Annotated in this window: 10 protein-coding genes; 5 read left to right on the top strand and 5 right to left on the bottom strand. The window is 63.9% G+C overall.

Annotated features, from left to right (window positions below; translation table 11 throughout):
* Positions 1-164 precede the first annotated feature (164 nt).
* Entirely contained in the window at positions 165-3365 is a 3201-nt protein-coding gene (locus tag M1248_RS17605; RefSeq protein WP_317149210.1) for an MMPL family transporter, read from the bottom strand.
* A 68-nt stretch (positions 3366-3433) separates the two neighbouring features.
* Complete coding sequence (locus M1248_RS17610) at positions 3434-4240, bottom strand: SigB/SigF/SigG family RNA polymerase sigma factor (RefSeq protein ID WP_163724922.1); 807 nt, start codon at positions 4238-4240, stop codon at positions 3434-3436.
* A gap of 157 nt (positions 4241-4397) precedes the next feature.
* Here M1248_RS17610 and M1248_RS17615 point away from each other — a divergent pair, with 157 nt between their 5' ends.
* The gene (locus M1248_RS17615) at positions 4398-4841 is read left to right on the top strand and encodes a VOC family protein (RefSeq protein ID WP_163724926.1); all 444 of its coding nucleotides are present in this window, start codon (positions 4398-4400) and stop codon (positions 4839-4841) included.
* 174 nt (positions 4842-5015) lie between these two features.
* Positions 5016-5813, top strand: a complete 798-nt coding sequence (locus M1248_RS17620; protein ID WP_163736767.1) for an alpha/beta hydrolase family esterase — start codon at positions 5016-5018, stop codon at positions 5811-5813.
* A 6-nt stretch (positions 5814-5819) separates the two neighbouring features.
* Here the strand turns inward: M1248_RS17620 and M1248_RS17625 are convergent, their stop codons facing one another.
* Positions 5820-5975 carry a hypothetical protein gene (locus M1248_RS17625; RefSeq protein ID WP_174261992.1) on the bottom strand — a complete coding sequence of 52 codons (156 nt, stop codon included), beginning with the start codon at positions 5973-5975 and terminating at the stop codon, positions 5820-5822.
* A 39-nt stretch (positions 5976-6014) separates the two neighbouring features.
* Positions 6015-6545, bottom strand: a complete 531-nt coding sequence (locus M1248_RS17630) for a nitroreductase/quinone reductase family protein (RefSeq protein ID WP_317149211.1) — start codon at positions 6543-6545, stop codon at positions 6015-6017.
* A gap of 70 nt (positions 6546-6615) precedes the next feature.
* Here M1248_RS17630 and M1248_RS17635 point away from each other — a divergent pair, with 70 nt between their 5' ends.
* Positions 6616-7122 carry a nitroreductase/quinone reductase family protein gene (locus tag M1248_RS17635; RefSeq protein ID WP_163724932.1) on the top strand — a complete coding sequence of 169 codons (507 nt, stop codon included), beginning with the start codon at positions 6616-6618 and terminating at the stop codon, positions 7120-7122.
* 145 nt (positions 7123-7267) lie between these two features.
* Here M1248_RS17635 and M1248_RS17640 read toward each other — a convergent pair whose 3' ends face one another.
* Positions 7268-8185 (bottom strand): LysR family transcriptional regulator, encoded by a 918-nt coding sequence (locus M1248_RS17640; protein WP_163724935.1) that lies wholly within the window; start codon positions 8183-8185, stop codon positions 7268-7270.
* Positions 8186-8277: 92 nt separating this feature from the next.
* On the opposite strand from M1248_RS17640, the gene M1248_RS17645 reads away from it, so the two are divergent.
* Positions 8278-9555 carry an aromatic ring-hydroxylating dioxygenase subunit alpha gene (locus tag M1248_RS17645; RefSeq protein WP_317149212.1) on the top strand — a complete coding sequence of 426 codons (1278 nt, stop codon included), beginning with the start codon at positions 8278-8280 and terminating at the stop codon, positions 9553-9555.
* A complete protein-coding gene (locus tag M1248_RS17650; protein WP_317149217.1) occupies positions 9552-9686 on the top strand; it encodes a hypothetical protein in 135 nt (44 codons plus the stop codon). Before M1248_RS17645 ends, M1248_RS17650 begins: the two co-directional genes overlap by 4 nt.
* Positions 9687-9716: the final 30 nt, after the last annotated feature.

A 9716-nucleotide genomic window follows, 5' to 3' on the forward strand; every position in this document is an offset into this window, starting at 1 on the left:
TGGGGTGTTCGAGTGTGGGGTTGTGGCACGCCTGGGGCGGTTTTGGCGTGCGTTGAGTCCACACTCGGCGGGTGGGAGTGCAGAGTCCGCGCCGAGCGCGGTATTGCGTGCATCAACCCCGCACTCGAGGGGGCCGAGTGCGGGGTTGGGGCAGGCGTCGCGTTCTAGACCGACATCGCCGGCACGCGATCCTGCTCGCGCCGCTCTTGCTGCCTGGCCTGCGGCTGCTGGACCCGAAATGTCCGACCGCCGACGCGCACCGAGGCGCCGTCCCGGAAGGCCATGGGCCGCCATGGGTCGAGCCGCATCCAGCCGTCCTGTCCCGGTTCACGGATGAATACGCCGTTCGTCGAGTTCCGGTCCACGACAAACAGCTCGCCGTCGACGATCCGAAACTCCAGGTGCGCCCGGGACATCAGGCCCGACCGGTCGTAGACAGACACCGGGCGAAGACCCTGCCGTGCCGCATCTGAGTCGTGCGGATATCGACCGACGACGCAGTCACGGTCGACCTCGATCCGGGAATCGTCGTCGAGGACCACGCATCGCGCGGGTCGTGTCGTCGCCGCGGCCTCCTTCGACCACACCACCGCGCCGCGCCCCGGAACAACGCCGTCGGACATCGAGTAGACAGCGTTTTGGTCTGGCGTGGGAAGGGCAGGCCGCTTACCCAGTTCGTCGACCGTGACGATCGCGGCGACGCCGGGTGTCCGCACCGTTTGGTGCAGGCAGCGGTTGCGGCCCTCGATCAGGGTGACCCCTGTGCCGTCGTCGAGCGCCACCGTGACGCCGCCACACAAGAAGATCTCCATTCCCGTTTCGGTGGGCACGACGATGCCGACCTCCGCGAGATCGCGGCTCCACGTGCCGCTCTGGGCGAGCTGAGAGAATGCATACGACAACATCGCGGGTTCGCTCCGCCGGACGATCTCGACAAGATGCGACATCTGCTGGGCGGCCATCGCCTGTTGCGCCAGCGACTTGCGGTTGGCCACCACGATCACGATGCCGTTCACGTTCGCAACGAGGTGCTGACCGGAGATGACCTGGACCCGGCGGGCGAGTTCGGCCGGCGTGCGGACCGGAGGCGCCGCATGCATCGAGTTCAGCGACAGAACAGCGGGCCTGGGCACCTCCAGCGTCGCCTCTTCCACGGCGAAGGACAGCGCCTCGCTGATACCGATACGGGAGTGCAGCCACCGCAACGGTTTCGGCGCCCACCAGTTGAGTTCGCCTGCCAGACGCAGGAACGCCGGTACGACGACGCCACGAATGATCGTCGCGTCGATCACGACAGCCAGCGCCGTGCCGATACCGAACATCTTCATGAACGACATTCCGTTGGCGAACGAGACCAGAGTTATGGTCAGCAAAAGTGCTGCGCTGGTGACGATCCGGCCAACCCGGCCAAGTCCGACGACGATTGCCTCGTCGTTCGACATGCCCGAGTCCCGGGCCTCCTTGATGCGGCTCAGCAGGAAGATCTCGTAGTCGACCGAGAGGCTGAACGCGATGGCGCAGAGCAGAACCACCATCGACAAATTCAGTGGAGCAGGCGTGAATCCGAGCAGCGACGACAGATGCCCGTCCTGGAAGATCCACGTCATGACGCCGAGGACTCCGGACAGCACCAACAGGTTCAGTAGCAGCGCCTTCACCGGGACGACGACGCTGCCGGTGAACAGGAACAGCAGGATGAAGGTGAATACCGCGATCAATCCGATCGCCCACGGCAGCCGCTGTGCGATCGCGGACCGGCTGTCGATCAGCGTGGCCGTCGGTCCGCCCACCTCGACCTGCTTGTCCGTGATCTTCGCGCGGATGTCGTGCACAAGCTGTTCTGCTGCCTGTGAATCCGAGTCCACCGCAAGATATGCCAACACGTAGGCCGCGCCATCACTCTCGCTGGGCGGGGCCTCGCCGGCGCGCGCGCCGCGCTCGAACTTGCCGACGGATCCGTTGACGAGTACCACGTCGGGCATCTGGGAGACATCGGCGGCAAGCGTCTCCAGGGCGTCGGCGTTGTTCTGCGTCACCAAGGTGATCGCCTGGGAGGGATCCAGCGGATAGTCCCGCTGTAACGACTCGGCCACCAGCCGTGCGTTCGAGTCGGTGGGTAGCGCGCGCTCATCGGGATTGGTGAACTGCACTTTCAGGAAAGGAACCCCGAGACCGATCAGCACCACGACGACGGGCAAGGCGTAGATGAGCGGGCGGCGGATCACCGCCGCGGCGAACCGCCGCCAGAACGCGGAGTCCGCGGACGGGGGCGTCTTCCGCCGGATGATGGCCAGCGAGTCGATGCGCTTTCCCAGCAGCGACAGCATCGCGGGCAGCACGATGATTGCGCTCAACGCCGACAGCATGACGGTAGCGCTCGCGGCGATGCCGACCGAGCGCAGGAAATACGTGGGGAACACCAGCAGCGACAGCATCGCCAGGGTGACCGTCGCCGCGCTGAAGATGATGGTGCGGCCCGCGGTGGCCACCGTCGCGACGATCGCCGCCTGGTGTTCCTTACCGCTGTCGCGTTCTTCGCGGAATCTCGACACCATCAACAGGCCGAAGTCGATGGACAACCCGAGACCGAATGCCGTCGCGACGGTGAGCGCATGCGTCGACACTTCGGTGACCCGCGTCATGAGCACGAGCACGAGCAGCGTCGTGACGATCGACGTGATGCCGACGACGATGGGCAGGAACGCGGCGATGAGCCCGCCGAACACGATGACGAGCACGGCCATCGAGACCGGCAGCGCGATACTTTCGCTGACCAAGAGGTCCTTCTTGACTTTGGCTCGGATCTCCTGCTGGACGCCAAGAGTGCCGCCGGCGCGTACCGCGACGTCCGGGTTGGAGGGCAGGTCGGCGACCAGTTGCTTGGCGATGTCGGCTGCCTCATCCGCGGTTCCGCTGACATGCACCAGCATGAGGCCGGAGCGATTGTCGTGGCTGCGCAGATCGGTGGCCGCGGGGTCGGTGAACGATCGGAGGACTTTCGCTTCGGGCTCGGCTTTGATGAGGTCGTAGACCTGGTCGGCCACATCCGCGACCTCGGGGCTGTCGACTGTGCCTTCCCGCGGAAGCACCTGGATCACCAGGTTCGCGGTGGTGCCGAAGTTCTGATCCATGACCTCGGCGGCGTGAGTCGACTCCGATGATGGGGCGTTGTAGCCGCCCACGGCGAGCTTGTCGGACACGCCGCCGCCGATCACGATGCTGACACCGAGCAGAAGCGCCAGGACTGCGAGAACCAGCTTGGGGGAGCGCACGGTGAAGGCGGCCAACCGCGTCAACGCGCCGCCGTTCGCCGAACTACTCTGCATCACCTTTGCGACCAGCGGACGAAACCCGACCTCGTTCATGACGACAGGGTCCGGCTTCGGCCTTGGCACTTTCTAAAGGGCGGGCCGCGGGCGGGTATGTGTACTGCTCAGGCGGGTACGGCCGCCCTGCTGGTGATGACCTCGGCCGGTTCGCGAACCTGGTCACGCAACGTGGCGAGGGCCTTGGAGATGAGCCGCGATACGTGCATTTGTGAATAGCCCATGCGTTCGGCGATCTGCGTCTGGGTCATGTTGTCGAAGAACCGAAGGCTCAGCACCCGTTGTTCGCGTTCGGGCAGGGCCGCGATCAAGGGACGTACGGTCGCGAGGGCGAGGACCTTGTCGATGTTGGGATCCACCTCGCCGATCGTGTCCCCGATGGGCCGGAAGTCAGTGTCCGGACCGGCCTGCACGTCAGTCGACAGCGTGGAGTAGTTGCTGCTCGCGATCGTCGCTTCGACCACCGATTCACGGTCGATGTCCAGGTACCTCGCGATCTCCGTGGCGGTCGGCGCCCGATTGAGGTCCTGGGACAGCGCGCCACGAGCCTTGACGATTTGGCTCTGGAGGTCTTTGAGGCGGCGGGGAACCTTGACGGCCCATCCGTAGTCGCGGAAGTGGCGGCGGACCTCGCCCATCATCGTCGGCACGGCGAAGGCCAGGAAGTCCGCGCCGTTTTCGGGATCGAATCGGTTGACGGCGTTCACCAGCCCCACCCGGGCGGCCTGTACGAGGTCGTCGTTCGGCTCGCCACGATTGCGGAAGCGACGTGCGATGTGATTGGCGATCGGCAGTCCACGCGCGATGATCTCGTCGCGCTGACGGCGGTATGCTGCCGAACCTTCATCGAGAGTCGCCAAGCGGCGAAACATGTCGGTGAGATCGGCGTACTCGGAAGAAGTGTGATCAGACACGCGAAGTTGCCCCTATCCGGTGGCCTTGTGATGATGCGGCTCGGATCTGAACCTCTCGTGCGAGTTAGCTGTACCCAATTGCTGGACTGCCGAAACCGCCCGATGCCAATTTCTGCATCGGCCAAGCTATGACGGGACATTCTGATAGACCATCCGCATGGAGCCCGACGTGAGCGAACGACCCGTGCCCGGCGTGACCGGGATCCACCACTTCTCCATCACCGTCACCGACCTCGAGGCGAGCCTGGCCTGGTACCAGCGCCTGCTCGGAGCTGAGCGGGTACCGATGAAGTTCCCACACTATGGATGCGAGGACACCGGCTACGGCGAACTCCTCGTCGAACCGCGCTCGGGCGTCGTGATCGGTCTGCACACCAACACCGGCAATGACGGCCAGGCTTTTGACGAGGCCCGCACCGGGCTGGACCACGTCGCGCTCAACGTTGCATCGCGCGACGAACTCGAATCCTGGACGGCGCGGCTGGACGAACTCGGCATCGAACACTCGGGTATCAGATCCGGGGACCAGCCGTTCCCATTTTCGACGGTGGTGTTCCGCGACCCCGACAACATCCAGCTCGAGCTGTTTGCTGTCGGTTGACCGCGGCTGGCGCGCCTTTGAGCAGGGAGTTTCACCGTCACGTGGATTTCCGTTATTTGCGAAATCGCAATGAGGGTCCCTACTGTCGGGTGTCATGTTGCGACAGGGAGAGCTGAATTGCGGTTGATCGGGCGTACGACGGCACCGCTGGCCGCCGTCCTTCTGGCTCTTGTCATGTTCAGTGGTGCTCACGCCTCCGCGGTTCCGGCCGGGGACTTTCCCGACGGCCTGAACTTCGGCGGGCTGCAGCGCAACTATCTGGTCCATGTGCCGCCGGGTATAGAGCAGCCGACGGGGCTGGTGATCAACCTGCACGGGGCCGGAATGACCGCCGGTGCTCAAGCTGCGATGACGAACTACAACGCCGTCGCCGATCAGCACGGGTTCGTCGTCGTCTATCCCGAGGGCGTGGACCTCAGCTGGGCCGATGGACGGGGCGCGTCGGTTCCCGACCGTCAGGGCGTCGACGACGTGGGCTTTCTCGTCGCGCTCGCCGACCGGCTGACGCAGGATTTCGGTATCGACCCAGGCCACGTGTTCGCCACCGGAATGTCGGCAGGCGCCTTCATGGCCAACCGGCTGGCCTGCTCGCGCGCGGACGTCGTCTCCGCGGTCGCGCCCGTCGCAGGCACACTCGGCTCGGCGTCCCCATGCAATCCATCGCGACCGGTGTCCGTCCTGAGCATTCACGGAACCGCAGACAACGTCGTGCCGTTCAACGGCGGTCCGATGGTGGGGCGCGGCGGAGCGAGCGACATCGTGTCCGCGCCGGCGATGGCGCAGCGTTGGCGTGAACTGGATGGGTGCCCGGCGCCCGTCGAGGACTCCCCGTCGCCCTCGGTGCACCGGTTCACCGCGGCCGGTTGCGCCGACGGCACCGAAGTGTCGTTCATCCAGATCGACGGCGGAGGTCACACCTGGCTGGACGCGTCTTTCGCGAGTGGCCAGTTCTTCGCCACCCACGGCAGATGATCTGATTTAGGTTTCGTCGGCGACCTGATCCTTGGTCTGATGCCTGCCGGGGGCATCAGGGTCGTCGTGCTGGTGGTCGAGTTTGTCCTGGATCTCCCGTTGGTCGTCGGTCGCTTTGGTGGCGTCCTTCGGCGTCGACGAGGGATCGTTGGTCTGCGGCATGCGCAGAGGTTCTCCCGGCATCGCGTTTACTAAACGCGGTTACGCCGGGGACAGGCGAAACACGTTGATGGTGCGGACGCCGTCGGTCTTCACCGCATACGACGCGAAGTTGGCGGCATAGCCCGCCGCGAGGTCGAACAGACGGTCACGGTCTGCACCCTCGGTCAGGCGGGCCACGAAATGACCACCGCGGTCGGTGCGGCCCTCCGGGAACAGCTGGCACTGCGGGTTTTTCAGTAGGTTGTGGTACCAGCTCGGGTGGTGGGCCTGGCCGTAGTTCGAGGCGATGAGGATGACGTCGTCACCGTCGGTGAAGTATCCCAGCGGCACATCGCGCTGGATTCCGGATCTGGCTCCCGTGGATCGCAATACGACGAGCGGAATCGTGCCCTTGCCGAAATGCAGACGGCCGCGGGTCAGGCGCCCGAGCGGCCCGTCGAGCGGCGCCATGATCCGACGATGGACAACGGAACCGAGCTCCGTCGAGAGGACGCGGGCGACGATCCGCAGTGTCCACGGCGGATCGGCCGTGGGGTCGACCCGCGGGATCCCATTCAGCAGATCGGTCATGATCGCCATGGTATGCATTTTTGTGACGCGGTCTTGTCCAGTTCTTGTTCGAGCGAATCAGGGAGAAGTCATGAGCAACGAGTCGGCGGCGGCCATCAGGCAGGAACGCCGCGACTGGATGGCGAGTCACCGCGACGCGTACCTGCGTTCGGGCGGCGCGGAGGGCCACATCATGGACCTCAGCGAGGTCGGCGGACATGCGTTCACGACCAACTGCCTGATCAGGGTGAAAGGCCGCAAGTCGGGTAGGACGCAGATCGTTCCGCTGATCTACGGCGACATCGGAGGCGAGGTCGTGATTGTGGCGTCCAAGGGTGGAGCCGACGAGAACCCGGACTGGTATCACAACCTGCGGGCCGGTGACGAAGTCGACTTGCAGATCGCCACCCAGGCGTTCCGAGCCTCGTGGCGTGAACCCGAAGGTGAAGAGCGGCACAGGATCTGGGACTTCATATCCCATGTGTATCCGCCGTATCTGAGCTATCAAAGGGCGACGACGCGGCACATCCCGGTGATCATGATGACTCCTCTGACGTCCATCGACGTGTTCGAGGAGTCCGATCTCCAGTCCTCGTAGACCAACTCGGGGCGGCCTCATCGCTTTCAACGAAATGCAGAGGTTCACTCGCACTTTCGCTGCACAACGTCGAAAGCGATGAACTCGTCCACGGCGGGGCGCGAGCGCTTGCGAAAGAAGCACGCTCGCTCGACATTCACCCCACCTAACTCCGTGCCTCGTTCTCGACGATGATCTCGCAGGCGGTTTCGTAGAACGCGCTGATGAGGGTCGAGAACGACAGCTCGAATGGATAGATCATGTGCACGTCCATCGCCTCGAGCTGCCACTCCGGCATGACGGGGACGATGCTGCCCTCGCGCAATTCGGCCGTGCAGATGATCTGGGTGGGCATGGGTCCGATGCCGAGTCCTTGCAAGATGTACTGCTTGCACACTTGAAAGTTGTTGGCGCGCGCCCGCACCTTCGGTGACAGCTCGTAACGGCGCTTCTGTTTGGTGACGGTGAATTTTCGCGGTCCGCCGAAGCCGAAGTCGATGAATGGCAGGGCGTCCAGCTGTGTCGGGTCGGTGATCGGCTCGGGCAACTGCGCTACGAAGTCGGGCGTCGCGCAGAGAAAGAGCTCGAGGCTGAATACCTTTCGGGCGATCAACGTCGAATCCTGAAGTGGCCCAGTGCCGAACACGACGTCGAACCCGTCCTTGATCGGGTCGACGAGATTGTCCACCAGCCGGATGTCCAACCGCGACTGGGGATAGTGCTGCAAGAACGCGGCACCGACGCGTGACGCGTAGTCGATACCGAGGAAGATCGGGATCGCAACCTTCAGCTCGCCCTGCGGTTCTTGTCTGCTGCCCTCGACGAGGGCGCGCACGCCGTTGGCCTCGGTCAGGATGTTCACGGCGTGGCTGTAAACCTGCTCGCCGAGGTCCGTGACCGTGAGCTGGTGCGTGTTCTTCCGCAGCAGCTTGATGCCGAGGTCGGCTTCCAGCTTGGTCAGCTTGCGGCTGACGGTGGACTTGGGCATGCCGAGCAGCGCGGCCGCTTTCGACAGGCTGCGGCACTCGACGACCTTGCCGAATACCAGCAGGGCGTCGAGGTCGAACGGCAGGTTCTGTTCCATCGGCTGTTCCAAATATGCAACAGGGTGTTGCGCTTCTGCATCTGTTTTGACCATTTCCGCAGCTGTAGTTTTCGGCGAGGAGGTGGAGCCTCATGAGTCACGACAGCCTGGTGACCAAACCCGAAAGCGGACACTGGACCGACGCGTATCCCGAACTCGGCCGCGGCCCGGTGTCACTCGAAGACTGCGTATCCGAGGATTTCTACGAGAAGGAACGCGAACATGTCTTCAGAAAGACGTGGCTCTATGTGGGCCGGGTGGAGCGGGTGCCGAAGTCGGGCAGTTACTTCACCCGCGAGCTGAGGTTTCTCAACACGTCGGTCATCGTCGTCCGCGGCAAGGACGGCGTGATCCGCGCTATGCACAACATCTGCCCGCACCGCGGCAACAAGATGCTCTGGGAGGACGATCCCTTCCGGGAGGTCCAGGGCCGCGCGCCGCTGCTGTACTGCCGATTCCACGGTTGGCGCTACAAGCTGGATGGTTCGCTGCATTCGGCGACGCGTCAGGATCTGCTGCTCGACTTCGACGCCGCAAGTTGCCGGGTTCCCGCCATTCAGTGCGAGGTGTGGGAAGGGTTCATCTTCATCAATCTCAATCCGCACAACACCGAGTCGTTGCGGTCGTATCTCGGGGAACTGGCACACGGTCTGGAGGGCTATCCCTTCGACGGGCCGCATCAGGTGTATCAGTTCAAGGCCGAATTGCAGTGCAACTGGAAGATTTTCGTCGATGGATTCGCGGAAAGCTACCACGGCCCCTATCTGCACGCTTCGTCCTTCGGCGCGCTCACCGCAGAGGCCAGAGAAGCGTTCGATCAACCCAATCCGTTCACCGATGCGTTGGGCTACCAGCTGAAGGGACCGCACCGGATGTTTTCCTTCGCCGGCGAACCGTCTCAGAAGACGCCCTACTCGAAGCCGATCGAATGCGTGATGGAGGCCAGCGCGGCGGGTCCGTGGAACAAGAAACCCAATCGCGGGCCGATGCCGCCGGGTATCAATCCGACGCGCGCCGAGAAGTACGGATTCGATTCCTTCCAGTTCTTCCCGAATTTCGTGTTGATCTTCGGCGCATCGGGTTTCACGGTCCACACCCACTGGCCGACGGGTCCGCATTCACACATCTTCGAAACCGAGGCGTACTACCAGGCGCCCACCACCCATCGGGAACGGTTGGGCCAGGAACTGACGATGACGTTCCTGAACGACATCATCCTGGAGGACGCCAGCCCGTCCGAAGGCCTGCAGGCGATGCTGAAGAGCGGTGCCCTCACGCATTTCACGATGAACGACGAGGAGATCCTGTTGCGTCACCTGCACAAGGTGGTCGGTGACTACGTGGCGGCGGGCGAGGCGGCGGCCCGATGAGCGCGCTTCTGCCGCCGGAGTTCTCCCCACTCCAACACCTGGTCGATGAGTGGGCCATCGAGGACGGACATCAGCGCTACGTCAAGCGGGTGAATTCCTCGATGGAGGGGCGTGTCATTCCATCTGTGTAAGTCCGGGGTGGTCCATCATCGGACCGCCGT

Source organism: Mycobacterium sp. 29Ha, assembly GCF_032883055.1.
In the GTDB taxonomy this organism is placed as follows: domain Bacteria; phylum Actinomycetota; class Actinomycetes; order Mycobacteriales; family Mycobacteriaceae; genus Mycobacterium; species Mycobacterium gallinarum.